Source organism: Haloarcula marismortui ATCC 43049, from assembly GCF_000011085.1.
Lineage (GTDB): Archaea > Halobacteriota > Halobacteria > Halobacteriales > Haloarculaceae > Haloarcula > Haloarcula marismortui.
In genome coordinates, this window is record NC_006396.1 from 2644608 (window position 1) to 2669076 (window position 24469).

26 protein-coding genes, 1 tRNA gene and 1 other RNA gene are annotated in these 24469 nt (G+C 62.7%); 22 read left to right on the forward strand and 6 right to left on the reverse strand.

The window, feature by feature from the left end; translation table 11 throughout:
- Positions 1-312 precede the first annotated feature (312 nt).
- On the forward strand, positions 313-1485 hold the full coding sequence (locus RR_RS17260) for a DUF5305 domain-containing protein (RefSeq protein WP_232508536.1): 1173 nt from the start codon (positions 313-315) through the stop codon (positions 1483-1485).
- A gap of 239 nt (positions 1486-1724) precedes the next feature.
- Positions 1725-2867, forward strand: coding sequence for a signal peptidase I (locus RR_RS17265; protein WP_007189706.1), 1143 nt, complete (start codon positions 1725-1727; stop codon positions 2865-2867).
- A gap of 153 nt (positions 2868-3020) precedes the next feature.
- On the opposite strand, the gene RR_RS17270 is transcribed toward RR_RS17265, so the two are convergent.
- A complete protein-coding gene (locus RR_RS17270; protein ID WP_049939076.1) occupies positions 3021-3434 on the reverse strand; it encodes a hypothetical protein in 414 nt (137 codons plus the stop codon).
- A 79-nt stretch (positions 3435-3513) separates the two neighbouring features.
- Here RR_RS17270 and RR_RS17275 point away from each other — a divergent pair, with 79 nt between their 5' ends.
- From RR_RS17275 to RR_RS17290, 4 genes are all read left to right on the forward strand, one after another.
- The gene (locus RR_RS17275; RefSeq protein ID WP_011224552.1) at positions 3514-3822 is read left to right on the forward strand and encodes a hypothetical protein; all 309 of its coding nucleotides are present in this window, start codon (positions 3514-3516) and stop codon (positions 3820-3822) included.
- A gap of 112 nt (positions 3823-3934) precedes the next feature.
- Positions 3935-4114 carry a hypothetical protein gene (locus RR_RS17280; protein ID WP_007189703.1) on the forward strand — a complete coding sequence of 60 codons (180 nt, stop codon included), beginning with the start codon at positions 3935-3937 and terminating at the stop codon, positions 4112-4114.
- A gap of 60 nt (positions 4115-4174) precedes the next feature.
- Positions 4175-4507 (forward strand): hypothetical protein, encoded by a 333-nt coding sequence (locus tag RR_RS17285; RefSeq protein ID WP_007189702.1) that lies wholly within the window; start codon positions 4175-4177, stop codon positions 4505-4507.
- 112 nt (positions 4508-4619) lie between these two features.
- On the forward strand, positions 4620-5486 hold the full coding sequence (locus RR_RS17290) for a hypothetical protein (RefSeq protein WP_004964988.1): 867 nt from the start codon (positions 4620-4622) through the stop codon (positions 5484-5486).
- A gap of 36 nt (positions 5487-5522) precedes the next feature.
- On the opposite strand, the gene RR_RS17295 is transcribed toward RR_RS17290, so the two are convergent.
- From RR_RS17295 to RR_RS17310, 4 genes are all read right to left on the reverse strand, one after another.
- Positions 5523-5750, reverse strand: coding sequence for a hypothetical protein (locus RR_RS17295; RefSeq protein ID WP_011224553.1), 228 nt, complete (start codon positions 5748-5750; stop codon positions 5523-5525).
- A gap of 430 nt (positions 5751-6180) precedes the next feature.
- Positions 6181-6254, reverse strand: a tRNA-Lys gene (locus RR_RS17300).
- Positions 6255-6288: 34 nt separating this feature from the next.
- A complete protein-coding gene (locus RR_RS17305) occupies positions 6289-6966 on the reverse strand; it encodes a DUF7119 family protein (RefSeq protein ID WP_004964981.1) in 678 nt (225 codons plus the stop codon).
- Between the two features lie 48 nt (positions 6967-7014).
- The gene (locus RR_RS17310; protein WP_004964979.1) at positions 7015-7203 is read right to left on the reverse strand and encodes a hypothetical protein; all 189 of its coding nucleotides are present in this window, start codon (positions 7201-7203) and stop codon (positions 7015-7017) included.
- A 233-nt stretch (positions 7204-7436) separates the two neighbouring features.
- On the opposite strand from RR_RS17310, the gene RR_RS17315 reads away from it, so the two are divergent.
- The 4 genes from RR_RS17315 to RR_RS17325 all read left to right on the forward strand — a co-directional run bounded on the left by RR_RS17315 (position 7437) and on the right by RR_RS17325 (position 11113).
- Positions 7437-7778 (forward strand): hypothetical protein, encoded by a 342-nt coding sequence (locus RR_RS17315; RefSeq protein WP_007189700.1) that lies wholly within the window; start codon positions 7437-7439, stop codon positions 7776-7778.
- Between the two features lie 92 nt (positions 7779-7870).
- Positions 7871-9634 carry a nitrite/sulfite reductase gene (locus RR_RS17320; RefSeq protein ID WP_011224554.1) on the forward strand — a complete coding sequence of 588 codons (1764 nt, stop codon included), beginning with the start codon at positions 7871-7873 and terminating at the stop codon, positions 9632-9634.
- Between the two features lie 325 nt (positions 9635-9959).
- Positions 9960-10440: RNase P RNA component (gene rnpB / locus RR_RS19780), an RNA gene on the forward strand.
- Positions 10441-10501: 61 nt separating this feature from the next.
- Positions 10502-11113, forward strand: coding sequence for a hypothetical protein (locus tag RR_RS17325; RefSeq protein WP_007189698.1), 612 nt, complete (start codon positions 10502-10504; stop codon positions 11111-11113).
- Between the two features lie 114 nt (positions 11114-11227).
- Here RR_RS17325 and RR_RS17330 read toward each other — a convergent pair whose 3' ends face one another.
- On the reverse strand, positions 11228-11821 hold the full coding sequence (locus RR_RS17330) for a hypothetical protein (protein ID WP_011224555.1): 594 nt from the start codon (positions 11819-11821) through the stop codon (positions 11228-11230).
- Positions 11822-12022: 201 nt separating this feature from the next.
- Here RR_RS17330 and uvrB point away from each other — a divergent pair, with 201 nt between their 5' ends.
- The 12 genes from uvrB to RR_RS17390 all read left to right on the forward strand — a co-directional run bounded on the left by uvrB (position 12023) and on the right by RR_RS17390 (position 24454).
- Entirely contained in the window at positions 12023-14083 is a 2061-nt protein-coding gene (gene uvrB / locus RR_RS17335; RefSeq protein WP_004964961.1) for an excinuclease ABC subunit UvrB, read from the forward strand.
- Between the two features lie 96 nt (positions 14084-14179).
- Complete coding sequence (locus tag RR_RS17340; protein WP_011224556.1) at positions 14180-15730, forward strand: sensor histidine kinase; 1551 nt, start codon at positions 14180-14182, stop codon at positions 15728-15730.
- A 102-nt stretch (positions 15731-15832) separates the two neighbouring features.
- Positions 15833-16438 (forward strand): precorrin-6Y C5,15-methyltransferase (decarboxylating) subunit CbiT, encoded by a 606-nt coding sequence (gene cbiT, locus RR_RS17345; protein ID WP_004964957.1) that lies wholly within the window; start codon positions 15833-15835, stop codon positions 16436-16438.
- Positions 16435-17232 carry a cobalt-factor II C(20)-methyltransferase gene (locus RR_RS17350; RefSeq protein WP_007189695.1) on the forward strand — a complete coding sequence of 266 codons (798 nt, stop codon included), beginning with the start codon at positions 16435-16437 and terminating at the stop codon, positions 17230-17232. The genes cbiT and RR_RS17350 overlap by 4 nt, the downstream gene beginning before the upstream one ends.
- Complete coding sequence (locus tag RR_RS17355) at positions 17225-18103, forward strand: cobalt-precorrin-4/precorrin-4 C(11)-methyltransferase (RefSeq protein ID WP_011224557.1); 879 nt, start codon at positions 17225-17227, stop codon at positions 18101-18103. The genes RR_RS17350 and RR_RS17355 overlap by 8 nt, the downstream gene beginning before the upstream one ends.
- Positions 18103-19074, forward strand: coding sequence for a cobalt-precorrin 5A hydrolase (cbiG, locus tag RR_RS17360; protein WP_011224558.1), 972 nt, complete (start codon positions 18103-18105; stop codon positions 19072-19074). Before RR_RS17355 ends, cbiG begins: the two co-directional genes overlap by 1 nt.
- A gap of 157 nt (positions 19075-19231) precedes the next feature.
- Positions 19232-19996, forward strand: a complete 765-nt coding sequence (locus RR_RS17365) for an SDR family oxidoreductase (RefSeq protein WP_011224559.1) — start codon at positions 19232-19234, stop codon at positions 19994-19996.
- Between the two features lie 220 nt (positions 19997-20216).
- Positions 20217-21143: a precorrin-3B C(17)-methyltransferase gene (locus tag RR_RS17370; protein ID WP_005536421.1), complete on the forward strand. Its 927-nt coding sequence runs from the start codon at positions 20217-20219 to the stop codon at positions 21141-21143.
- 2 nt (positions 21144-21145) lie between these two features.
- Entirely contained in the window at positions 21146-22303 is a 1158-nt protein-coding gene (cobJ, locus tag RR_RS17375; protein ID WP_049939077.1) for a precorrin-3B C(17)-methyltransferase, read from the forward strand.
- Positions 22303-22578, forward strand: coding sequence for a ferredoxin (locus RR_RS17380; protein WP_011224563.1), 276 nt, complete (start codon positions 22303-22305; stop codon positions 22576-22578). The genes cobJ and RR_RS17380 overlap by 1 nt, the downstream gene beginning before the upstream one ends.
- The gene (locus tag RR_RS17385) at positions 22575-23234 is read left to right on the forward strand and encodes a hypothetical protein (protein WP_011224564.1); all 660 of its coding nucleotides are present in this window, start codon (positions 22575-22577) and stop codon (positions 23232-23234) included. The genes RR_RS17380 and RR_RS17385 overlap by 4 nt, the downstream gene beginning before the upstream one ends.
- A complete protein-coding gene (locus tag RR_RS17390; RefSeq protein ID WP_004964930.1) occupies positions 23231-24454 on the forward strand; it encodes a CbiX/SirB N-terminal domain-containing protein in 1224 nt (407 codons plus the stop codon). Before RR_RS17385 ends, RR_RS17390 begins: the two co-directional genes overlap by 4 nt.
- The last annotated feature ends 15 nt before the right edge of the window (positions 24455-24469 follow it).

Below are 24469 nucleotides of genomic sequence, written 5' to 3' on the forward strand. Positions count from 1 at the left end.
CACTTGACATAATAAATACAGCGATCCAACCGGACGAATCCCCCTACATTGGAAGCGCAAAAAATAAATACGACTACTTGATGTTTTGTATTTGTATATAGACCCTATTTACACAACATATCAATGTGTAAAACCGTCGTGGCAACTACTACTGGAGTATCTAAAAACCAAACAATACAAGAACGGAAAAGTCTAATATCGGGATCACTTCAACAGCAGTAGTTCCGTATTGCCTGTATCAAAAGAAAGTGGAATGAGATGACAGCAACCCTTTTTTCAGCGTCTGTCCGCTCCGCTCTCAATCGCTGGTTTGTGCTAGTACTACTCGTTACACTTACGCTAACGCTTGCCGGCGGCTACGTCACGTACGACAGCCATGTTGACGGAGCAGAAACGGTTACTGAACAACAGACCGTCGGCACGTGGACGGTGGAAAGCGGGTTCGAACACGGCGCCACAGTCTCGCGTGATACCGAGGTTTTCAGTGCGGGTGAGCGACTTCGCAACCGGTCGCTGTATTTCACGACGGCATCACCCGAACTCGATGGCACGTACACGGTTTCACACGACAACACTGAGGGGAACGCGGCAGTGACCTCGACGAACCTGTCACTGGTCATCCGCGCTGTTGAGGAGCGAAACGGGAATCAGGTGGTCCACTGGCAGACACGCGACTCGCTCGACACACTCGATGCCGTCGAGATAGCAGACGGCGAGACGGCAACAACCACAGTTAGCGTGGATATCCCGACAATCCTCAACCGTACCGAAGCAATACAGAACGATCTGGGGGCTGCCCCCGGACAGACAGAGGTCCTCCTTGTCGCCGATACGACCGTCGAGTCGTCGGTCAACGGAGAGACGTTCACGGATACCCGCACCGACCGCATCGAAATTGTGCCCGGACGGAGTGTCTACCGCGTTAGCACTACCACAGCCGGAGAGACCCCCTACGACGCGACCGAGCAAGTGACTCGGACCATCGAACCGACACGGCTGGAACTGTACGGCGGGCCTGTACTCTGTGTGTTCGGACTGTTTTGTATGGCCTTCCTCGGGACAGCACGCTGGCGTGGCTGGCTTGCAGTCACCGACCGCGAGCGAGTGCGCAACGAGTTCGAGCGTGCACGTAACGATTTCGACGAGTGGATCTCGACGGCACGAATCCCGGATGCCGACGACCGGACACCTGTCCCGACGGACTCGCTGGTAGATCTTGTTGACATTGCTATCGATAGTGACAGGCGCGTCCTCGAAGACGGCGATCAGTATGCAGTCCTCGTTGATAGTGAAATCTACACGTACACGGCGCCACCGACTGTCGACCCGCTCGCGTCACCATCGACACGCGATACTGAGCCCACCGTGGAAGACAGAGAAGGAGCGACGGCGTCGCTTTCAAGCCTGCTTTTCACCGACTCGACTGATAATGCTGATGTGACACATCCTGATGAAAACGAGCCGTCCGATTCAAACGACGGATGACGCCGTTGATCGGTCACTTTTTGCAATTGTTGATTGCTCCGGTATAGCTTGTGCTGCTTATGGCACTCTGTGGCCACGGAGGGGATAGATCCTGATAGCGGGAGACACTGCTCCTGGCTGCCACAAACGATGGTTCGGAACGCAGTATCCCGTGACGACAGGGTGGTTGCGTCACTCCCATCGACTCAGCAACACCGATTTATATTCTGCTAGTCTACATCGCGTAGCAACAGACTGGTATGCTCCGAACGTATGTGGCGAGAGGGCTGACAATCGCCGGGTTTGTGTTGGTTCTGGCACTCATCGTAGGTGCACTGGTTGGGCAGCCGGTACTTTTGAGCTTTGTCGTGTCCGGAAGTATGTCGCCAACGATTCAGGAAGGCGACGGCTTCGTTGCGATTCCGGAGCAGGTTGCGGGCGACATTGAACAGGGCGATGTCATCGTGTTCCAGTCACAGGAGATTCGTGGTGGGGAGTTGACGACACACCGAGTTGTCGGTGAAACTGAGCAAGGATACATTACCAGGGGGGATGCGAACCCGTTCACGGATCAGGATGGGGCCGAACCCCCAGTGACTGAAAGCCAGATCGTCGCGGTCGCATGGCAACCCAGTGGACAGGTGGTGACAATCCCGAATTTCGGCACGGCCATCCTTGCCGGCCGCGTCGTCGTCACAAACGTTCTGACTGCGGCTACGACGGTCCTTGGAGTTGAGCAGGCAGCCGAGTCTTGGCAGGCAGGCTCGGTGATGTTGGTCTCCGGCGTGATACTGTTTGCAATAAGCATCGGTAGTGGGATCGTGAACGGGTCTTCGCGCGAACGAGCCCGTTCGCGTGGGCAGGATACCTTCGACCCACGGTACGCCGCGCTCTTTCTGACCGCAATCATCATTGTGCCAGCCAACATCGCAATGGTGGCTCCGAGCTCGACCCATCAGATTCCGGCGGGTGAGATCGCAACTGGGAATAACATCGCCCCTGGTGAGCCGGTTGAAGCTACGCTTGTAGCCAACAACGAAGACGCACTGGTGACAATGCTCGTCGTGTTTAACGCGTCCGGTCAGACGACAATCGAGAGCCGGTGGCTCGATGTCCCAGGCGGCGAAACGGACTCAACAGCGTTGTATGCACCCGCACCGCCACGAGGCGAACAGAAGGTTGTAACCGTCTCTGAGCATCGCTACATCGTTTTGCTTCCCCCCACCGTTATTATCGCGATGCATGACATTCATCCACTGGTGGCATTAGGTGTAATTAATGCGGCGCTCACCGTGGCTGTACTGGCATTCGTCATTGGGTTGCTCGGGACAAGCAAACGACGTGTCCGCGACACCGACCGAGACATCCCGCTGTATCTGCGAATAAAGCGTAGATTGTTGTGACTGGACAATTCGATTGTTCAACGCAACGCAGCGTACTTGGTGGCGCATCGTTCAAACACGTCGCAAACGGTAGCCGTAGTAGCCGTGGTTCCTCCGGGGAAATCGACCGCACGGCAGGCCTGTTCCGGTCGGCCATACCACTGCCCGTCTCGGTTACTCTGTTTCGACAGGGATTGTGTGGACCTGCCGGAGCGGTTCGATGTGGCTTTTCGCTGTCTCGTCCAGTGGAAAGGTCCCGTGGATGTCGGCTGGAACTTGGCCGTGGACGACACGCCCGAACGGCGCGGCGGCGGTGGGATACACCTGTTCGGCCAACCGAGCGACGGGGGCCGCGACATCGAGCCCCTCCAGCGCTTCCTTCACAGCCGCTTCGCCGACGTGGACGGACTCCTCTTCAATCAGGATGAACGCGAACGGGAGGTCGTCAAACTGTGCCTGGAGGAACGCCTGAATCGCATCGGATTCCCAGGGAACAGGCGTGATATCCGTGGCACAGCGGGTTACCGTCTCGGCAGCGCGCCGGAACAGGTCGGTACTGCCGTCGTAGACGAGAAGCGACTGAGTCACATTCTCAGTATGTGTTTGGGCCGTTTGAACGTTGTGTAGTGTCACAACGGCTTATGCTTCTACACCTCGATGCTTCTGTATGGACGCACGGGACGAACCGACAGCCAGACTCGGCCGACGACTCGAAACGGCACTGGAGGGCGCGCTTGCCGATAGCGTCTCGTGGACGGTCACCACTGACGGCCCAGTCATCGCTCGACTACCTGACCGCGAGTTCGCGTTTGAACGGGCCGATAGCCCGAACGGACACCGGTGGACGGTCGTGTTACGCGCGGACGGGTCGGTCGTGAGCAAGTTCGGGCAGTTCGAGACAATCGATGATGTCGTTGAGACAGTTGAATCGCTCGTCCACTCAGACGTCCGGTACACGGTTTGCTGTGACGGCTAACTGTCTCAGCGCCGGAGCCACCCGTCAAGCGAATCCAGTGGCTCCGTTTCAATCAACGGACACACCGCCCGTGGGTAATCTCTATACGAACCCCGCACCAACGAACGGGTGTATGAGTCTGCTCAAGAACAAGCACCTCCTCAACGGGATTGTCTCACTGGGAATCAGTGTCGCTATCACTGTCTGGCTGGCCGACGACGAAGATGCGCCGTGGAGCCTGACTGATATGGCTCTGGCCGTTGCCATTTCGTCGTTCCTCTCCGGATTTTTCACCAGCTACTTCGCCGACTGACGGTCGGGCGACTCCGCGTAACGGGGGAACACCGATACCCTTCCGGCCCGTGCTCCCAGTATGGACGAGCCAGAACCCGTCGACGACTGGCCTCACCGCCCGTTTTCGCCAGCGGAAGCCAGTGCCCTACTGGATGACATTGACGGCGCTGTCGCGGTCTGGGTGATGCACCACGACAACGACGTTCGGTCGGCTGTCGTTCTCGATGACGCTCCCGAGGACGCGGTCATCGACATCGTCGTTGAAACCGACGCCGCCTTCGAGATGTACAGTTACACGAGCGGCGTGTGGATGGATTACGGCACCCAGCGGAAAGACGATTCGGACGCCCCGTCGATGGCAGGGACGCTCGACAGCTACGATGTTCTCGCTGGCGAGTCTGAGACAGCCTGACCAGTGCGGTTCATCGACACCGTCGTTGCTGGGGCGAAACGGCCCGTGCCACCCGCGTACCGATACGCTCGAAAAGTAATCATTAAACGGCGCGGCGACTGACCCTCCTGATATGCAACGACGAGCCGCGGCGGCGTACTTCGCGTTCTTCCTCGTTATCAGTGTTGCTGCGTACGCCTACATCGGCGTCGCGGAGAGTCAGCGGCCGGCGGTGTCGCTCGACGCTGACGCCGAACTGACCAACGAGAGTACGTTCACTGTCGACGGAACGGAATACACAGCCACAAACATCCACATGTCCGGCGGTGGCGGTGGCGGCCACGGCGGTGGTGGCGGCAGTATGGCAGCTGACCTCTCGTGGACGAATGAATCGTCACAGTATACTGCAACAGTAGAGCACAACTCCACGACGACCTACCAGAACGACACCTACCGCGTACACACTGACAGCAACGAGAGTACGGTGACCCTCGAAGAAGAACTCAACGTCAGTGCGCTCCTCGCCGAGGACTCCTCGGTCAAGAACACGCTTGCGACCCAGAACGGGACCGAGTACGTGGTCTACCAGTCGAACAACACGCAAGTCCCGCTGAGTGAGTGGCTCCCTGAGCCTGAGACAGTGACGTTCACGACCGGTGATACCTACCCGTACGCGACCGACAGCGGCACACAGGAAACCACAATCTCCGAAGTGACCGCCGACGGCGCGACGCTCGAATGGTTCGCCCCGCGCGAGAACACGGTCGAACTCTCGGAGGGTGGGAACGTCACGCTGAACGAGCAGCAGTTCTTCACGCACTTCCCCGATCATAGCACCGTCCAGATCGTCCCGATTCAGCAGTACGGCCAGTACCAGGCGACGCTCGACCAGCAGGACTACTTCCACGAGCGCAAGAACGGCTTCTGGGGCGTCTCGATTCTCTCTGGCATCGCTGCTGTGCTGATGCTAGGGATGGCGTATATGCCTGTCCGCGGATAACAACGACATCTATTTTCGGCTTTTTCGACGACCGGCTTACGCGTCGGCTGCCCAGCTGATGTACGCCAGTCCGACACCGATCACACCCATCAGAACCGCCGCAAGCATCTGTACAATCGCCGCTGTCATTGACGCGTGCGTCTGCCACGGTGTGCCGGCAACCGCCGCGAGCGTAGCGACGACGAGCAATACACCGACAGTGACACCTAGCGGGCGCAACGGCTGTGTGAGGACGCGCTGAAGTGTACTGGCACTTCCATTCATATTAATAACATTTACTGTCTCGGTGGTAAATGAACTGGTCTCGGACTATGCACTGTCGCGCTGCCTTTATTCATAACACACCAGGCTGGGAGGGCATTGAACCACCTCTACTTCGCTCACTGCCTTCGCTCGTGGCGTACTTCAACGCCCTCCTGTTGTTGCCACTGCTCACTGTCGTTCGCAGGGCAACGAGCCGGGAGGGAGTTGAACCGGAGGAAGACGTGCTCACTCCGTTGCGCGCGACTGGCAGGGTTCAACCCCTCCACAGTGTTCCCACTATTCACTGTCGGTCATAGGGTAACGGGCCGGGAGGGAGTTGAACCAGAGGAAGACATGCTCGCTCACATTCGTTCGCTGTGCGTGCCTTCCAGGGTTCAACTCCTTCCTGCCGGTTCACTCACCGACTCGCAGTGCTCGTCGGTTCGTTGCACGGGCCGGGAGGGAGTTGAACCCCCGACCATCTGGTTAAAAGCCAGACGCTCTGCCTAACTGAGCTACCGGCCCTCGCTATTCGCTCGGGGGAGCGGCGATTAAGGCCTTACGGTCCGTCGTCGAAGTACGACTCGATAGCCTCACTGATGACTTCCCCGGGGGACGCCCCATCGAGTGCGGCCTGCCGGCGGAGTCGACAGTAGGCGTCGCGGTCGAGTTGCGTTCGTATCTCGCCCAGTGCGTACCCGTTTCTGGCGAGCGCCGCGTCTACGGACGCGCCGTCGTTGACACTGCTGGCAACGGATCGGATCTGGCGGACGGTGAGGTCGTGGTCGAGGGCGGCCCACGCAAGCAGGAGGCGAGACTCGCCTGAGACTCTGGCGATGTGTTTGGCCGCCGTTGGCGCGATATGCCCCATAGCGACGTGAATACGGACGGATCGAGGGAGGTCGTGGACGCGGGACCACTTCCGGATGAACGAGACCGAGGCTTCGCCACCGGCCCGTTCGGCAGCGGCCTTGTAGGACCCTTCGCCGCGAACTAGGGCTGCACACGCGGCCGCGCCGCGCAGAATAAAGACGTTGTCGTCGCCGCCGGCGGTGTTCTCGGAGAATTTCTTGACTGTCTTGGCGGCGAGTTCGAGGCTCTCGGGGTCGTCGGGATCGAACTCGATGGCCTCCTCGGGTCGCTGTCCCGTGAGTGCTGGGTCTCCGCGGATGACCGGCTTCCCGACCGGTGATTCGCGGTCGGTCGATGGAACGTAGTTATCGGGCCCCTCTGGCATCGATTTGTCTTTAGGAAGCACCGCACAAAAGTACCCCGTACAGGGGTGTCAGTCGTCGGATGCGCTCTCGCTTTCGCGTTCTTCGCTCATGTGCTCCCAGATTTCTGTGCAGCCACAGCCGTCCTCGACATTGTCGAGGTGGTCTGTCGTTGGCTCTTCGCGCTCGGCATCGTCGTCGTGGGTCTGTTGTGCGTTCGTCATCGTTTCTCTCACAGCGACGACCAGCGTGGCCGCCACGGGATGTCGTACTCCTCTGTAATATCCCCACTATCTTAAGGACGGACTCTGCTGTAAGCTTGGCCCGCACTGCGACTTACAGGCAACATATGTGTGTATCTCGGACAGAGCCCAACAAATAGCGGGTCAGTATCGTGAGACACTCACCGCATGACTGCGGCGGATTCGACTCGACCCGGTGATACTTGCACCCGCCGATGCCCTCAGGTGTTTCGAGAATCTAATGAGATGTAATGACGACTGACGTTCACCAGCTCGACGACGGAGCCTGGATTTCCGTCAACGACTCGCGGGAAGTGAACGTCTCGGACCTGTGGTTGTTGGCTCGAAGCGACTTCTGTGGGTGTGAGACGACGGATTTGCTCGCTGAGGGGTTCGTGGAAGTGGGCGTTGATTATCTCGATATCCAGGCGCGAATAGCCGGTCAGTGTATCGCCTGCGGTGAAAGCGGTGTGACCGACTGGCTGACGGTCGGCCGCGTCGTAGACCCAGACTCCGGCGAGTTCCACGGTGTCGTCCACGAGAGCGTCCATTTCCCGGCGAAGCGAACCCGGCTCGCCAGTCCCAAAGAATAGGCAACAGTTGCTTGTTTCGGGGAGTGGGGGAGACGGTTGACGGCAAAGTGTGTTCTATAAGTCAGTGAGACTTGTGGAAAAACACATTAGCTATGCCCACGAAAGTCGAGAATTGGAAGGACGAGGTTTACGGTAACGAGATCCGGGAGCACTTGATGGAGTTCGCAGAGCAGGGCTGGGATGCCATCCCGGAAGACGAACACGACGCCTGGTTCGAGCGCTTCAAGTGGTGGGGCCTGTACCACCAGCGCTCCGGCCAGGAGTCGTATTTCATGATGCGTATCGGGACACCAAACGGCGTCATCAAGCCCGGCCAGCTTGAAGTTATCGGCGAAGTCGCAAAGGAGTACGCAACTGGTCCCGTCGATAATCCGGAGTTCGGCGAGGCCTACTGTGACTGGACGACCCGTCAGAGCATCCAGCTCCACTGGATCAAACTGGAGGACATCCCGGAAATCTTCGAGAAGCTCGAAGCCGTCGGCCTGGGCACCCAGCAGGCCTGTGGTGACTCCTGGCGGAACATCGTCGGCTGCCCGGTTGCCGGCAAGGACAAGCACGAGCACGTCGACGCCTGGCCCGTTGCCGAGGACCTCCACGAGACGTTCAAGGGCAACGACGACTACTCGAACCTCCCGCGCAAGTGGAAGGTCGCCATCGCCGGCTGTGACGAGGGCTGTGGCCAGGGCGACATCAACGACCTCGCTTTCGAGCCCGCTGAGAAGGACGGCGAACTCGGCTTCAATGTCCGTATCGGCGGCGGCCTCTCCCGCAAGGAACCGCGTCTCGCCCGCGATATCGACGTGTGGGTCCCGCCGGAGCAGGCCGCTGACGTGGCCCACGGCATGTCTTCGCTCTTCCGTGACTACGGTGACCGCGAGGACCGCTTCAACGCTCGCATCAAGTTCCTCATGGACGAGTGGGGGCCCGAGAAGATGCGTTCGGTCCTGCAGGAGGAGTACGTCGACTTCGAACTCCCGACTGCGGGCGAGGATATGCGCGACCAGTACAGCTACAACACCGGGTCCCAGGACGGACACAACGACCACGTCGGGATTCACGAGCAGAACGACGGCAACTACTACATCGGCCTGAACGTGCTGGTCGGCCGCATGGGTGCCGACGACGTGCTCGAACTCGCCGAACTCGCCGACGAGTACGGCTCCGGCGAGGTCCGACTGACCCAGCGTCAGAACATAATCGTCACCGACGTCCCCGAGGAGAACCTCGACGCGTTCACCAGCGAACCCCTGCTGGAGAACTACTCCCCGGACCCGTCGCCGTTCATGCGCGGTTCCATCGCCTGCACGGGCACGGAGTACTGCTCGCTCTCTATCGTCGAGACGAAGAACCGCCAAGTGCGGTACGCCCGCTGGCTCAAGGACAACGTCGAACTGCCCGAGGACCACAAGGACTTCCACATCCACCTCTCGGGCTGTACGGCCTCCTGCGCCCAGCCCCAGATCGCCGACGTGTCCCTGCGCGGGATGAAGACCCGCAAGGACGGCGAACCGGTCGAGGCGCTCGATATCGGTCTCGGCGGCGGCCTCGGCGACGACCCGCGCTTCGCTGACTGGGTGGAGATGCGCGTCCCGGCCGACGAAGTCCCCGGCGCGATCAAGAACCTCGTCAACAACTTCGAGGACGCCCGCGAGGGCGGCGAGACCTTCCGTGACTTCGTTGCGGACCGCGACGAGGAGACGCTGGCCGACATGGTCGAACCCGAGGAGACGGACTACCACGACCCGTATATGCACAACACGAAGATGACGTGGTACCCCTACGCAGAAGACGACGATATGCAGTCCTCGCCCGCGCCGACTGACGGCTCTGGTGAGCCCCTGCCCTCCGACGACTAAGACGCACTGCTGAGCACTCCCGGTTCGGTTTTTGCGAATCGTGCGGTTGCTCGCTTTCTCTACTACCTTTCAAACATAGTGTTGGCCGGGAGCGCGCTCCGTCGCGCGACCCGGGGAAGGGCAGGCTCGCTCGAATACACAAAATCAGTAGCTGCTGCTGCTGTTGCGCATACCGCGAGCGAAGCGAGCGGTTTCACGCGAATCGCAACGCGATTCGCGCTTTTTTCATCGACGTTTTTCAAGGAGTGGTTCGCGCGAAGCGCGAACCCGACGCCGAAAAAGGTCGTTGGTAAGCCTTATTCACGGCACTGGCGTACCTGTTGGTGGCAGCGGGAGGCCGGCTCCCGTGGCGCAAGCCATGAGGAAAGTCCCCCCACCTGTCGGACAGGTGACCGGGCGCAAGCCCGGGGCGGGAGACCGTCGGCTCTGGAACAGCAACGACACGTCGTCGCCGGACCGATGAGGTGTGCGAATCCCGAGCGAGGCTGGTCGTGCCCCACCAGACGGTGCGGCACGCGGCCAAAGCGAGGGAGAGCTAACCCACCGAGGGCAGTCGCGACCCGGTGACTCCGGGGCGCGCGTTCGTGGACCACAGTTGTGCTCCACACGTGGGCCGTCTGAGACGCCCCACGCATTCCGTGGGCCATCTTCGATGCCCCACGCTTCCGGCGACGGACCGATGGAACGGCGAAACCTCACCGGTGCAAGGCCGCGTCGACAGGTAGTCCGACGCCGCGCGCAAGCGCTGGACGTGGCCGCTCAGCCGAATGCTGGCCCGAACAGAAGGGGGCTTACTCCCCGCAGCCATACGAGCCTTCGAGCGGCGGGTCCGATGGTTACAAGCCCGCGCCGGCCACAGGCCAGAGTATGACCGCAGCCGACCTTATCGACGCAGTTCGTGACGACCAGCAGACGGAACTCTCCCGACTGGGCTCCTCGAAGACGCTGTACGCCGACACCCGCGGCGAGATGGAACCGGACGTGGTACTGGCGGCGGCGGCCGCCCGCGAGCAGGCGGCCCACGAGACGTTCGATGCCTGGAGCGACGACGCGAACGACGACGCGGCAGCGCTGTTTGTCGACGCGGCGACCGAAACGGCCGAGCGCGGTGACAGCACTGATGCCGAACCGGTCGACCGAACGCCGGCGATGCACGACGTACTCGACGACCTCGACGGGACCGTCGAGCGCCTTGGCGGCTTCGTCGGCTGGACGCTCGTTGACAAGAAAGTAAAGGAGCAGTACACCGGCTTCTTCACCGGCCAGGCGGACCCACAGACCGCGAGTACGTTCCGCAGCGCCGGCAGCGACGTGGTGGCCCTCCGCGACGAGGCCGCTGAACTACTTGATGCTGTCTGCGAGGATGACGATGACTGGGACGCCGCGGAGGCGGCTGCTATCGACGTAATCTCGACGGCCTACGACGAGTACTTCGAGACGCTCGAAGACCTCGGCGTGAACCCGAAACCGGTCTGCTGAGGGCGCGTTTCGCTCTGGCTGCTGGCCGTTGGGACGACGCCTCATACTGTTGGCCGTACCGTCGTGACGACATTCGTCACTGCGACATTTTTTACTCGTGTACAGCTGACAGTCTCAGTCGTGGCCACCGACGCTGTCGCCGCTGTCGGGTCGTCGGTTGTCGGCTTCGCCCTGACCAGGCTGTGATGTCGCCCATTCCGCTCGCTCTGGTTCCCGACCGAGGAGGCGGTCGGCCAGCCCGCCGAGCCACTTGTACGCGACGTTGACGTAGAGGCCAACGAGAAACGGGACACCGGTGACGAGCTGTGTCGCCCCCAGGCTAGACGAGCCGATGGCGAGGCTGCCGAACTGATACACGCCAGCGGCAAGGAGCCACGCTGCGGGAATCCGCAGCCCTATCTCGGCGAGCTTTTCGAAATCGGCCCACTCGTCGTACTCGTCAAGCGATGTCATCAGTTTGGTGAACACATACCCCAGTGCACCAAGCGTCGCGTACAGGAACACGGCCAGCGGAACAGTGACACCGGAGCCGTCACCGCCGACTGTCTCAGTGAGGACGCCACGGCCGAACAGACCCGCTGCCATCGCGACGCCGACCACGGTAAAGACGAAAAACACGCCGATAACTGCCCAGTTTCCGATTGACCAGCGGCTTGTGGCGAGTACGTCCTCGCTTTCGCTCGATAGCTCCGTATCTGCCTCTCCCATATCAAATACTTAACAGTAAAAGAGTATAAAATGAACTGACTGTTCAGAACCTGGATAGTGCCGTATCGGCTGCTTACTTCCGGTACTACCGAATCAAAATACGAGGGCGTGATAAATATCTCAACTTTACAATACAAGCATACCAGCCCCACATTCACGTGAACCACGCGGCTCAAGTCCATCCAGCCCGATGTGTAGGTAATGAGCGACACCGGCGGCCCCCTCTCTATCGACCGACCAGATGTCGACCGCGAGTTCCGTGTCGACGCCCCGTTCGACCCCGCGGGCGACCAGCCCGAGGCCATCGAACAGCTGGCGTCGGGCTATCGTCAGGGGATGGACCGGCAGACACTGCTCGGTGTGACCGGCTCTGGGAAGACAAACACCGTCTCGTGGGTCGTCGAGGAGATCCAGCAGCCGACCCTCGTTATCGCTCACAACAAGACCCTTGCAGCACAACTGTACGAGGAGTTCCGCGAGCTGTTCCCGGACAACGCCGTCGAGTACTTCGTCTCCTACTACGACTACTACCAGCCCGAGGCCTACGTCGAGCAGACGGACACGTTCATCGACAAGGACGCCTCAATCAACGACGAAATCGACCGCCTGCGCCACTCCGCGACGCGCTCGCTGCTCACCCGAGACGACGTCATCGTCGTCGCGTCGGTGTCGGCCATCTACGGGCTCGGTGACCCGCGAAACTACATCGACATGTCCCTCTCGCTCGAAGTGGGACAGGAGATCGAACGCGACGAACTGCTCGGTCAGCTGGTCGACCTGAACTACGAGCGCAACGACGTGGACTTCACGCAGGGGACCTTCCGCGTGCGCGGGGACACGCTCGAAATCTACCCGATGTACGCCCGCTACGCCCTTCGCGTGGAGTTCTGGGGCGACGAGATCGACCGGATGCTGAAAGTCGACCCGCTGGAGGGTGAGGTCAAAAGCGAGGAGCCAGCCGCGCTGTTGCACCCGGCGGAGCACTACTCGATTCCGGAACAGCGGCTCCAGCGGGCCATCGACGAAATTGAGAAACTGCTGGACCAGCGTATCAGTTACTTCGAGCGCCAGGGCAACCACGTCGCCGCACAGCGCATCGAGGAGCGGACCACGTTCGACATCGAGATGATGCAGGAGACGGGCTACTGCTCGGGCATCGAGAACTACTCGGTCCACCTCTCGGACCGCGAGACAGGCGAGGCCCCCTACACCCTGCTGGATTACTTCCCCGACGACTTTCTCACCGTTGTCGACGAGTCCCACCAGACGCTCCCCCAGATCCGCGGCCAGTTCGAGGGTGACAAGAGCCGCAAGGAGAGCCTCGTCGAGAACGGCTTCCGCCTGCCGACGGCCTTCGACAACCGCCCGCTCACCTTCGAGGAGTTCGAGGAGAAAACTGACCAGACACTGTACGTGAGCGCCACGCCGGGCGACTACGAGCGCGACCACAGCGACCAGGTCGTCGAGCAGATTGTCCGCCCGACACACCTCGTCGACCCGGCTGTCGAAATCGCCTCGGCGACGGGGCAAGTCGAGGACCTGTTAGAACGCATCGATGACCGCGTCGACCGCGACGAACGGGTACTGGTGACCACACTCACGAAACGCATGGCTGAGGACCTCACGGAGTATCTCGAAGAGTCCGGCGTGAATGTCGCCTACATGCACGACGAGACGGACACGCTGGAACGGCACGAACTCATCCGCTCGCTCAGGCTGGGCGACATCGACGTGCTGGTCGGCATCAACCTGCTCCGGGAAGGACTGGACATTCCGGAGGTCTCACTCGTGGCGATTCTCGATGCCGATCAAGAGGGGTTCCTGCGCTCGGAGACGACGCTCGTCCAGACGATGGGCCGGGCCGCCCGGAACGTCAACGGCGAGGTGGTGCTGTACGCAGACGAGCGCAGCAACGCCATGCAGTCGGCCATTCAAGAGACTCAGCGCCGCCGGCGCATCCAGCAGCAGTACAACGAGGACCACGGCTTCGAGCCGACCACCATCGAGAAGGAAGTCGGCGAGACGAACCTGCCCGGGAGCAAGACCGAGACCGGCGGCATTTCGAGTGACGGCGCGAGTGACGCCGACGAGGCCACCCGCCAGATCGAACAGCTGGAAGAACGGATGCAGGAGGCCGCGGACAATCTGGAGTTCGAACTGGCGGCGGACATCAGAGACCGTATCCGGGAACTGCGCGAGGAGTTCGACCTCGACGGCGGCGACGACAGCGACGGCGTGCCGGCACCCGGTCCCGAGTTCTGATTTCTCGGTTCACGGCGCCCCCGATACTGGGTAACCGATTTGTACCCAGATGCGAAATGGTACGTATCTCGATGGTAGCGCTGTCGGGGTTGGACTATGTTCGAGTACATCCGTTCCGTGGGTCGTGGCTTCTCGTCGACTGGACTCGTTGTCGCCGGCCTCGGCTTCTTCCTGACCCGGTTCACGGTCACGCTGGCGGTTAGCGACGGCACGATGGCGTTCGTCTTCAGTGGCGTGTTGCCACTGGTGCTCGGTCTGGGGCTGTCCGCGTTCGGTGTCGCTCTTGCCGTTGGTGAGTTCGAACACGCCTTCGTTCGGACGGTCACGCTATGGTGTCTCGCAGGCACTGGCGCGATGTTCGTTCTCGTTCTTGTGACACTGATTGGTAACGGCAGCATGGGGCCGCTGTCAACCGCGGGGAGCCGGTCGTACCTGTCGAACTTCCTCATTGGGGGCGGTGTCGGCGGCGCACTCACTGGCGTCTACGCCGGGCGGTCGAACCGACAGCAACGCGAACTCGAACAGCAGGCTGCCAGGCTGGACCTGGTCAACCGCATCCTTCGAGATAGGGTCCTGAACGCGCTGACGGTCATCCGGGGTCGGGTAGAGATTGCGGAATCACGGGACGGTGTCAGCACGGCCGACATCCTGTCAGTCATCGACGACCGTTCGGCCGGCGTCCAGCAGGTCGTCGAGAACATGAAACACATCACCCACGGCGGGGCCGACCTGTCGCTAGACGCTGTCCCCGTGGTCCCATGCGTGGAGTCGGGCGTCGACGCCGTCCGCGAGACACACCCGTCGGCCGACTACGACCTGCGGGCCGACGTGCCCCCGGACCTGCAGGTGCGGGCCAACACGATGCTTGACAACCTCGTCGCGCATCTGGTCGAGAACGCGGTCGTCTACAATGACAGCGACAGCCCTCGCGTCGAGGTTGGGGTCACCGCCACCGAGGACACTGTCGCCATCAGCGTCAGCGACAACGGCCCGGGACTGCCCGAGCGACAACTCGACTTGCTTGCCCGCGGTGAAATCGGTTCCTACGAGGACCGCTCGACCGGCTTCGGGCTGGACCTCGTTCGCTTGCTCGTCCGGAGCTACGGTGGGCGGACGGCGGCCACCGTCACGGATGACGGAACGACAGTCACGCTGACACTGCTGCGTGTCTCGGCCGAAGACGGCGTCGTGAAGGCTACGCCCGAGGATGTGCTGGGACTCTCGCCACGCCGCCTGAGCGTGGCTGTCGGGGTGTCGCTCGTCGCTGCCGTCGTCATGGGCGTCCCGATGCAGGTCCTCTCCGGGGGCGTCCCAGTCGTCGGGGCGCTGTACGGCGTCGAGAACGCGCTGGTCGGCTGGCTCACACACGGGTTCCACAGCATCGTCTTCGGACTGGTGTACGCTGCCTTGGTCCGAACCGCGCCAGCCCATCTCTCCGACCGGCTCCGATACTACGGAATCGCCCTCGGCTGGTCGCTCGCACTCTGGTTTGTGGCAGCCGGGCTCGTCATGCCGGTGTGGCTCTCGCTTGTCGGTATCGAGGCGAGCCTCCCGAACCTCAGCGCAGCGGCGCTGCTGTCCCATCTCCTCTGGGGTGGCTCTCTCGCCGCGCTCTACCACTACGGCTGCCGTGTCTGGCCTCCCTGACCCGCGTATGTGACCACCGTCGGTCGCCGAACCCTGCTATCATCCGCACTTGGACTAATACAACCAAAATTGTTTTACGCGCTACTGTAGTTGTATAGCGTGATGTCCCGCGTCTCGCTCCCACACGATGCGAAGGCCGGTCCCACCAAGCCGGAGGTCCGGGCCGTCCTCGCCAGCAAACTCGCTCTCACCGGGTCCGACCACTTTGCGGAGGTCGGTTCCTGTACCGGTGCCGTCACCATCACGGCGGCGCGCCGGGCCGGGCGTGTCACTGCGCTCGAACGCAAGGGGAATCGACTCGACGTGACTCGCAAGAACCTCGCCGCCAACGACGTTGACGCTGATGTCGAATTGCGCGAGGCCGAGGCCCCGGAGGGCTTGCCGGACGACGCCGACGTCCTCTTCCTCGGCGGGTCACGCAACTATGAAGCCATTCTCGACCACGCGGTCGAAACCGGCGTCGACCGAATCGTGATGAACGTCTCGCGGCTCGAAGTCGCCGGCGCGGCGACAGAGGCCTTTCGCGAGCGCGACATTCTGGAAGAGGTTGTCCAGTTTCAGGTGAGCCACGGCTACGAACTCGCCGGCGCGACGAGCTTCAACTCGGAGAACCCGGTGTATATGCTCGTCGGCAGCGCCAGCGAGGACGTTGCCGCCGACGGCGGGTCACCGACTGAGACTGAGGCGACCGACGGAGGCCAGCGATGACACTCTACGGCATCGGCCTCGGTCCTGGTCAGCCCGACCTGGTAACCGTCCGTGGGAAGCGCGCGCTGGAATCCGCCGACGTGGTGTACTCGCCGGGGCGGCTCTCGCGGTCGGTCGCGACCAAGCACGTCCCCGAGGAGCGCATCGGCGACCTCGACTTCCCGATGACACGCGACGAGGAGAAACTCCGGGCGGCCTGGAAGGAAGCCGCCGCCGAAATCGCGCCGACCGCCCGCGACGGCGATGCCGCCTTCGTCACGCTTGGAGACCCGAACGTCTACTCGACCTTTGGCCATCTCCGGCGGACGCTCGCGGCGTTTCACCCCGAAGTCGACCTCGAAGTGGTGCCCGGCGTCAGCGCTATGTCGGCGTTTGCGACCGCACTTGGCGTCGAAATCACCGCCGGGTCGAGCTTGGCGCTGCGTGAGGCCGACCGCGGCGCGTCGCCGACCGGCCCCGACCGGATGATTCTGTTCAAGGTGACCGACGCGCCGGCCACTCACGAAGGGCTGGTTGAGGCCGGCTACGACGTGGTGTACGGCCGCCGGCTGTTCATGGAACAGGGCGAGACGGTCGTGACCGACGACCCGACCGATATCGATGAGCGAGACTACTACACGCTAGCTTACGCCGAGAAGCCCGAGACGCGCGTCGAGCAGGCGACCGACGCCTTCCTCGAAGCGGCCGACGAGAGCGGTGTCGTGACCGACGGCGGCGAGAACGGGTCCGGGGAAGTAGTGCGACAGGAGCGCTCTGCAGCCGCCCTTTGCGGCGACGAGGTGCAGCATGACTGACGAGACTGACGAGACGGACCCACAGACGGCAATCGACTCTGTCGCTGGGAACCGAGACGACCGCGTCTACGAGTACAGTGCCGGCGACGACCAGGAGGGCATTCCCTTCGTCGGAGCCGGGCCGGGCAACCCCCGGCTGCTGACCGTCGCTGGCCGGGAATTGCTGGCTGACGCCGACCTCGTGGTCCACGCCGGCTCGCTCGTCAACAGCGAACTGCTGGAGGAGTACTGCGAGGACGCCGAAACGGTGTCCTCTATCGGCAAGGACCTCGAAGAGCTGATTCCGCTGATGCGGGACGCCTACGAGGCCGGCGACACCGTTGTCCGCCTTCACAGCGGCGACCCTGCCATCTACGGCGCGGCTCTGGAGCAGATGGACGCGCTCGAACACGAGGGCGTCCCGACCTACATCGTCCCCGGCGTCACCTCTGCCTTCGCCGCCAGCGCGACGATGCGAACCCAGTTGACACTGAACGAGGTCGCCAACCACGTCGCCTTTACGCGCCCGCAGGGCAAGACGCTGGACGAGGACGAGGACCACATCTCCGAGTTCGTCGGTATGGGCGATGTCACGACCTGCATCTATCTGGGGACCCACGCTGTCAGCGAGACGATGGACCGGCTGCTCGAAGACGGCCACGACCCCGAAACACCAGTGGCGGCCATCTACCACGCGTCCTGGCCCGACGAGGACGTCATCGAGGGAACGATAGCCACCATCGGCGAGAAGCTGGAGGACGCGGGCTATCGCGCTTCCGCAATGGTCGTCATCGGTGATGCTGTCGGCGGCGAGGACTACGAGCGGTCGTTCCTCTACGGCGACTGGGCGAATCGCGGGAGCGACGCGGATTCACAGGAGGCTGATGACTGATGAGCACCGACACAGACGACGACTCCGGTTCGCATGGTTGCAAAGCACCCGACTCAGACGGCGAAGTAGCAGAGAATATTGCCATCGTGGCCTTCGAGCGGAAGATGGACACGGCCGAGGACATCGTCGACGGTATCGGCGACCGCTACGAGTCCATCGATATCCTCGAATACCACGGCGACGTGTTCGAGGAGTACTGGGGCGAATACGACTGCTTCATCGGCCTGATGGCGAGTGGCATCGCGATGCGCAAGACCGCCCACCTGCTCGACGACAAGTGGGACGACCCCGCTATCTGTGTCGTCGACGAGGAACTCACGTGGGCCATCCCGATAACTGGCGGCCACCACGGCGCAAATCAGGTCGCTGACGACCTCGCAAGCATGGGCGCGGTGCCGGCGATGACGACCGCAAGCGAGGCTGCCGACAAGCAGGGCGTCGAGAAGCAGGCCAAGGCGCTGGACGCTCACGTGGTCAACGGCGACTCGACCGTGGCGACGAACCTCGCCGTGCTGGACGATGAACTCGGCCCTATCGAGCGCCTTGACGGGCCGAAGGCCGTGCTGGTCGACGACGACGTGACCGTCCTGAAGCGGAACAAGGACGACGGCATCGTGCTCGGTTGTGGCAGCGTCGCCGGCGCGGATGTCGAGCAGTTCCACGCGGCCTGGGAGCAGGCGCTGGACGAGGCCGACCTCGACCGCGACGATGTGGAGTTCGTCGCAACGGGTACCCGGAAAGCCGACGAGGAAGGCATGCTCGCCGCTGCTGAGGAGTGGGGACTGGGTGTCATCGCCTTCGAGAAGGAGACCTTGGAGGGGTTCGAGGGGCCGACCCCCTCGCGGTCGAAGGAACTCATCGGGTGGCCGGGCATCGCCGAGGCGTCGGCCATCGCCGCCGGCAGCGAACACGACCTGCTGGCCGAGAAGACCCGCTACGACGAGGCTGTGACCGTCGCTATCGGGCGCTAACCTCGCTTTTTGTCAGTCATTGGGTTTTGGTTCCAGCTTTTCGCAACCGAGCAGCTACTGAACTATCCTTAGCAGCGAGTCCACAGCTGTCCCGAGTTCCTGTCACCGTACAACTCTAAACTTATTTATTATGTGCGCCTGTGATGACAAATGACGCATGACAACACTACTCGAAGACAAGGTGGCGGTCGTTACGGGCGGCGCAAGCGGGTTCGGCCGGGCCATCTGCCGACGGTACGCGGAGCACGGCGCAGACGTTATCGTTGCGGACCGACAGCAGGACCCCCGCGAGGGCGGCAAACCGACCCACGAACTGGTCGAAGCTGAGACCGACCGAACGGCCCACTTCGTCGAGTGTGACGTGACCGACCCCGACGACCTGGAGGTGGCTGTCGCCGCGGCAGAGGAACTGGGCGGTATCGACATCATGGTCAACAATGCCGGCATCTCCGAGATAGCGGATTTCTACGAGACTACAGAGGAGGACTACGACCGGCTGATGGACGTGAACACGAAGGGTGTATTCTTCGGCGCGCAGGTCGCAACCGAGGCGATGCGGGAGAACGGCGGCGGCACCGTGATCAATATGTCCAGCTCCGGCGGCATCCGCGGCACCGGCCTGCTGGTCAACTACTGCACTTCGAAAGGCGCAGTCAGACTGTTCACCTACGCGCTCGCGGACCGCCTGAGCAACTACAACATCCGGGTCAACGCCATTCATCCGGGCTACAGCAAGACCCAGATGTTCGAGGACGAGCGCATCGACGACACGACGAAGATGATGCTGAAGGAACTCATCCCCTCGGGCCGCTTCGGCGAACCCGAGGAGATAGCCGACGTGGCGACGTTCCTCGCCAGCGATATGGCCTCCTACGTCAACGGCGAGAGCGTTGTAGTCGACGGAGGACTGACGAACACCTGACCGGGGGATATCGAACTGTTTGCGCTGCGATTCGTCGACGTGAGTACGGTTACACAGCCACCGCTCTCGACTCTTCCCCGAGCTCGTATACAACCAAACTACCCCTTCCCAACACTTGCGCTTGGACTAGTACAAGCACAATTGTTTTATGCGAAAGCGGCGTTGTACTCACCATGCGCCACAGTATCGAGATTCGACCGGCGGCCCTCGGAGACCGAGGATGAGTAGCGACGGACGCCAGTCGACAGCGGCCGCGGCTGAGGCGACGCGTCCAGCCGACTACGGGACGCTGTACGTGGTCGGTATCGGGCCGGGGCTCCCCCACGACATGACCCAGCGGGCGAAAGACGTCATCCAGACCGCTGACTGTATCATCGCCTCGAACCTCTATCAAGAGTTCCTCCGGAAGGACGGCACGCTCCCGCCCCAATCGGCTGAACTCGACGGCGAAACCGATGACGGCGAAATCGCTGGCGAAGAAGGGGCCGTACTGGAGCGGCCCGACGGCAGTCGGCAGACGCTCATCCGGTCGTCGATGGGCAAACAGGTCGAACTCGCCCGCGAGGCCTTCGAGCGGGTCCGCGCCGGTGAAGACATCGCCCACGTCTCCGGCGGCGACCCGAACGTCTACGGGAAGTCCGACCTGCTGTTTACGATGGCCGATGCCGACGACGCCGACGATGTCCCCATCGAAATCGTCCCCGGTGTGACCGCAGCGCTGTCGGGGGCAGCGAACCTCGGCGCGCCGCTGTCGAACGATTTCTGTACGATTTCGCTGTCGGACAAATGGCGCGGCTGGGACGAAATCGAGGAGAAGCTCCGGGCGGCCGCGATCAGCGGCTTCGTCGTCGTCCTCTACAACTGCTGGCGCGATTACGAGCGGGCCGTCGACGTTCTCCGCGAGGAGCGAGCGGACGATGTGCCCGCTGCTATCGTCAACGACTCTGGCCGCGGCGAGGCCGGCCGGAACCTCGACGACGAGACGGAGACCATCACCACGCTCGGCGAACTGCCCGAGCACGACGACAAGGTCGGCGGCATGGGTTCGTCCATCGTCGTCGGCACCCACGAGACCGAAGTCTGGCGCAACGACTACCAGGAGTTCCTCGTCACCCCGCGCGGCGGGCGTGACGTCGACGATTTCTGACAATGAGCACTGACAACACCACCGACGCAAGTACCGAGACAGAATCGAAGTGTGGCGCAAGCGAGGCGCGCAGCGCCTCGGAAAGCGCGAGTAGCGCGGAACGGAGTTCCGCGGACCGTTCGAGCGGGCAAGGCCCGCGAGAAGACGGCACGGCCGCGAGCGAAGCGGAAGCAGAGACCGATACCGCCTCCAAGTGCGGCGCGAGTTCGGCGAGTTCGTCGACGGAGACGACACCGGACACGGGCGACGACAGCGCCTCGAAGTGTGGGGCCTCGTCGTCGTCCGAATCGTCATCCTCGTCCAGCAGTAGTTCCTGCGGCGCGTCCTCGTCCAGTGAGTCGGACGAAGAGGAGGAAGTCGGTGCAACCGTTGACGACTTCGACGCCGAGCCGGGCCAGCTCATCGCCGTCGGCCTCGGTCCCGGGCAGCCGGAGGGGATGACTGCCCGCGCCCGCTCCGCCCTGCTGGACGCCGAGCACATCGTCGGCTACACGACCTACGTCGAACTGCTCCCCGACGAGATTACTGAGGGAGCCGACGACATCTACAACACGCCGATGTGCGGTGAAGTGTCTCGAACCGAAGAGGCAATCGACCGTGCGCTGGCGGGCAACGACGTGGCCATCATCGGCAGCGGCGACCCGAACGTGTACGCGCTGGCCGGCCTCGCGCTGGAGATAATCGAGTCCAAGGGCGCGACGGCGACGATGCTCGACTTCGACGTGGTTCCGGGCGTTCCGGCGGCCCAGTCCTGTGCGGCCCGTGTCGGCGCGCCGCTGGTCAACGACACCGTCTCCATCTCGCTGTCGGACCACCTCACCGACATGCCGACCATCGAGTCGCGGCTCCACGCCGCCGCCAAGGAGGGCTTTACCATCACGATCTACAACCCGTGGAGCCGCAAGCGCCGGGACAACTACGAGAAGTGCTGTGAGATTTTGCTGGAACACCGCGACCCCGAGACCCCTGTCGGCGTCGTCCACGCCGCCGGCCGCGAGGACGAGCAGGTCGAAATCGTCGAACTCGGCGAACTGCCCGAACTGGGCGAAACTGACCTCGTGGACATGACCACCACCCTCCTCGTGGGCAACGAGGACACCTACGTCTGGGACGACCGGATGGTGACCCCGCGGGGCTACGAAACCAAGTACGACTACTAATGTACCGAATCACTATCGACCGCGACGCCTGCGACGGCGTGTTTGCCTGTCTCGTCCGCGACGACCGCTTCGTCGAGGATAGCGAGGGACTGGCGGCTATCGAGACGGACGACCAGACGGCAATCGAGGCCACTTTCGACGACGACCGGCGGGACGATGCCGAGCAGGCCGCTGCGGCCTGCCCGCTCGATGCGATTCACGTGGAATCTGTCGAGGAGGACGCCGGGGCCGCCGATACACCTGCCGCCACCGACCACGAGGAGGTCCAGCCATGAGCGTTGAAACCGGTGCGCCAAACGATATGCTCGCAGCCCACCCCGAGACGGCGTACTTCTGGGGCCGGGTCACCGGCGACGGCGAGTGCGAGGACGGCTGTATCACTGTCCGAACCAACGACGAGACGGCCGCCCGGCGGCTCGCGTCCATCGCTGGCGCGGAACGGGCTGACCGCCGCATCGTCGAGCGGGCGTATGCCCACGACACCTCGATTACCCGTCAGGAGGAGGAGTTCACGGTGCAGGTCGTCGGCAGCCTCGCTGACCGTGCCAGCGCCGCGCTTGGCCTCCCGTTCGACGGCGAGTCGGGCGGCTACCGCTTCGACGCGCTGGCCGACTACGACCGCCAGCTCCTCCGCGGCCTGCTCGAAGGCTGTGGCACGGTGTGTTTCAAGTCCGACGACGAGGCGGTCGGTATCTCCTTCGTCCACGAAGACGAACGACTCCTCCGGACGATACAGACGCTGCTTGACCGCTGTCCGGTCGACGCGCCCTACGACGAGCTCTCGGAGACCTCGTCGGGCTACTGGTTCGGTGTGGCCGACGACGCGGCACCTGTCCTCGGTGACTGGCTGTACGAGGGCAGCGAAGAGACGGGGCTGTTCGCGCCGAGCCGCCGGCGCAAGCTCCAGAAAAGCATTGAACGAGTCCGATGAGTGAAGCTATCACCGCGCCGGAGACGCTGGACGACGAAGCGGTGCTGCTGGTCGGCCACGGCTCCCGGCGCGAGAAGTCGAACGAACAGGTCCGCGACCTTGCGGTCGAACTGGAGGGCCGACTCGGCATCCCGGTCGACGCGGCCTTTCTCGAACTGGCCGAGCCGGCTATCGACGAGGCCATCGCGGGGCTGGCCAGAGCCGTCTCGCAGGTATCGGTGGTCCACCTCTCCCTGTTTGCCGCCAGTCACGTCAAAAACGACGTGCCGCTGGCTGTCGAGCAGGCCCGTGAGGCCCACCCTGAACTGACCATCAACAACGGCGCGCACCTGGGCGTCCACCCGGCGCTGCTGGACCTGCTGGACGACCGCGCGGCGGCCGTCGAGGCCGAACTGGGCGTCGACCGCGAGGAAGACGATGTGGCCGCCGTCGTCTGCGCCCGTGGCTCCAGCGACCCGGACGCCAACGCCGACGTGCACAAGCTCGCTCGCCTGCTGTACGAGGGCCGCGAGTTCTCGCGGGTCGAGGCGTCGTTCATCGGCGTCACCGAGCCGTTGCTCGATGACACGCTACACGACATCGCCAAGACGCGACCCGATGCCGTCGTCGTCATCCCGTACATGCTCGGGGACGGCGTGCTGACCGGCCGCATCAAGGACGGCGCACGCGAGTTCGACGAGGAATACCCCTACGTCGACGCCGCGCCCGGCGAACCGCTCGGGACCGACACGCGCCTGCTGGACGTGCTGGGCGACCGCTGGCAGGAAGCTCGGACCGGAAGCGTCGAGATGTCCTGTGACACCTGCAAGTACAAGGTCGAACTCGACGGCTACGAGGAGGACCAGGGCGGCGCTCGCGCGATGCTCCGGGCGCTGACCCATCAGGCCGAACACGCCGACCGCGAGAACGTCGACGACGACCCGCACGTCCACGACGCCCCGGAAAAACACGTCGCCGTCTGCACGAACCAGACCTGCGCCCAAGACGGCGCGCCAGCGGTCCTCGAACGCCTGCGGCAGGCCGCCCGCGACAGCGACCAGTGCGACGCCCGCATCACGCGGTCGTCGTGTCTCGGCCGCTGTGGCGAGGGGCCCATGGTCGCCGTCTACCCGGACGGCGTCTGGTACGGCGGCGTTGAGGACGAGGACGCCGCCGAGATTGTCTCCTCACATCTGGACCGCGACCGCATCGTAAGCGAACTCGTCGACCAGACCCTTTGAGCACACACCCAATTC

What these genes read in the sequence shown, in the direction of transcription:
- RR_RS17340 (WP_011224556.1), top strand. Translation starts at nt 14,180, where the DNA reads ATGTTCGAGTACATCCGTTCCGTGGGTCGTGGCTTCTCGTCGACTGGA.
- RR_RS17385 (WP_011224564.1), top strand. Translation starts at nt 22,575, where the DNA reads ATGAGCGTTGAAACCGGTGCGCCAAACGATATGCTCGCAGCCCACCCC.
- RR_RS17275 (WP_011224552.1), top strand. Translation starts at nt 3,514, where the DNA reads ATGGACGCACGGGACGAACCGACAGCCAGACTCGGCCGACGACTCGAA.
- RR_RS17330 (WP_011224555.1), bottom strand. Translation starts at nt 11,821, where the DNA reads ATGGGAGAGGCAGATACGGAGCTATCGAGCGAAAGCGAGGACGTACTC.
- RR_RS17320 (WP_011224554.1), top strand. Translation starts at nt 7,871, where the DNA reads ATGCCCACGAAAGTCGAGAATTGGAAGGACGAGGTTTACGGTAACGAG.
- RR_RS17285 (WP_007189702.1), top strand. Translation starts at nt 4,175, where the DNA reads ATGGACGAGCCAGAACCCGTCGACGACTGGCCTCACCGCCCGTTTTCG.
- RR_RS17290 (WP_004964988.1), top strand. Translation starts at nt 4,620, where the DNA reads ATGCAACGACGAGCCGCGGCGGCGTACTTCGCGTTCTTCCTCGTTATC.
- uvrB (WP_004964961.1), top strand. Translation starts at nt 12,023, where the DNA reads ATGAGCGACACCGGCGGCCCCCTCTCTATCGACCGACCAGATGTCGAC.
- RR_RS17390 (WP_004964930.1), top strand. Translation starts at nt 23,231, where the DNA reads ATGAGTGAAGCTATCACCGCGCCGGAGACGCTGGACGACGAAGCGGTG.
- cobJ (WP_049939077.1), top strand. Translation starts at nt 21,146, where the DNA reads ATGAGCACTGACAACACCACCGACGCAAGTACCGAGACAGAATCGAAG.
- RR_RS17295 (WP_011224553.1), bottom strand. Translation starts at nt 5,750, where the DNA reads ATGAATGGAAGTGCCAGTACACTTCAGCGCGTCCTCACACAGCCGTTG.
- RR_RS17280 (WP_007189703.1), top strand. Translation starts at nt 3,935, where the DNA reads ATGAGTCTGCTCAAGAACAAGCACCTCCTCAACGGGATTGTCTCACTG.
- RR_RS17380 (WP_011224563.1), top strand. Translation starts at nt 22,303, where the DNA reads ATGTACCGAATCACTATCGACCGCGACGCCTGCGACGGCGTGTTTGCC.
- cbiG (WP_011224558.1), top strand. Translation starts at nt 18,103, where the DNA reads ATGAGCACCGACACAGACGACGACTCCGGTTCGCATGGTTGCAAAGCA.
- RR_RS17265 (WP_007189706.1), top strand. Translation starts at nt 1,725, where the DNA reads ATGCTCCGAACGTATGTGGCGAGAGGGCTGACAATCGCCGGGTTTGTG.
- RR_RS17365 (WP_011224559.1), top strand. Translation starts at nt 19,232, where the DNA reads ATGACAACACTACTCGAAGACAAGGTGGCGGTCGTTACGGGCGGCGCA.
- cbiT (WP_004964957.1), top strand. Translation starts at nt 15,833, where the DNA reads ATGTCCCGCGTCTCGCTCCCACACGATGCGAAGGCCGGTCCCACCAAG.
- RR_RS17325 (WP_007189698.1), top strand. Translation starts at nt 10,502, where the DNA reads ATGACCGCAGCCGACCTTATCGACGCAGTTCGTGACGACCAGCAGACG.
- RR_RS17350 (WP_007189695.1), top strand. Translation starts at nt 16,435, where the DNA reads ATGACACTCTACGGCATCGGCCTCGGTCCTGGTCAGCCCGACCTGGTA.
- RR_RS17355 (WP_011224557.1), top strand. Translation starts at nt 17,225, where the DNA reads ATGACTGACGAGACTGACGAGACGGACCCACAGACGGCAATCGACTCT.
- RR_RS17370 (WP_005536421.1), top strand. Translation starts at nt 20,217, where the DNA reads ATGAGTAGCGACGGACGCCAGTCGACAGCGGCCGCGGCTGAGGCGACG.
- RR_RS17315 (WP_007189700.1), top strand. Translation starts at nt 7,437, where the DNA reads ATGACGACTGACGTTCACCAGCTCGACGACGGAGCCTGGATTTCCGTC.
- RR_RS17305 (WP_004964981.1), bottom strand. Translation starts at nt 6,966, where the DNA reads ATGCCAGAGGGGCCCGATAACTACGTTCCATCGACCGACCGCGAATCA.